The 734-nt window shown below is 70.3% G+C and carries 1 protein-coding gene; it reads left to right on the forward strand.

From position 1 onward, the window contains the following. Window positions 1-734 (forward strand): radical SAM protein (locus WBN91_RS39065; protein ID WP_337729347.1); only part of this gene is annotated, 734 nt, incomplete at both ends.

Here is a 734-nt window from a genome sequence, read left to right on the forward strand (position 1 = left end):
GTGCCGAAGGCGGTGGAGCGGTTGCCGGAGGACACGGCGCGGGCGTTGTCGTTGGCTGCCGACGACCCGGCGAAGCTGCTGGACGATACGGCGGCGGCGATGGCGTTGTTGACCGCCGAGGGCGAGGCGTTGGAGGCGATGGCGCGGTTGGCCGACGACCTGCGCCGCGAGGTCGTCGGTGACGACGTGACGTATGTGGTGAACCGGAACATCAATTTCTCCAACGTGTGTTACGTGGGGTGCCGGTTCTGTGCGTTCGCGCAACGGGAGCGGGACGCGGACGCGTTCCGGCTCAGCGTGGCCGAGGTGGCCGACCGGGCGCAGGAGGCGTGGGACGCGGGGGCGACCGAGGTGTGCATGCAGGGTGGGATCGACCCGAAGCTGCCGGTCACCTATTACGCCGACATCGTGCGGGCGATCAAGGCGCGGGTGCCGGGGATGCACGTGCACGCGTTCTCTCCGATGGAGATCGTGTCGGCGGCGGCGAAGGCCGGGGTGAGCGTGCGGGAGTGGCTCACCGAGCTCGCGGCGGCGGGGTTGGACACGATTCCGGGGACGGCGGCGGAGATCCTGGACGACGACGTGCGCTGGGTGTTGACCAAGGGCAAGCTGCCCGCCGCGACCTGGCTGGAGGTCGTGGCGACCGCGCACGAGGTGGGGATCCGGTCGTCCTCGACGATGATGTACGGCCACGTCGACCACCCCGGCCACTGGCTGGGCCACCTGCGCACCCT

Source organism: Saccharothrix sp. CCNWYY140 (assembly GCF_037401995.1).
Lineage (GTDB): Bacteria > Actinomycetota > Actinomycetes > Mycobacteriales > Pseudonocardiaceae > Actinosynnema.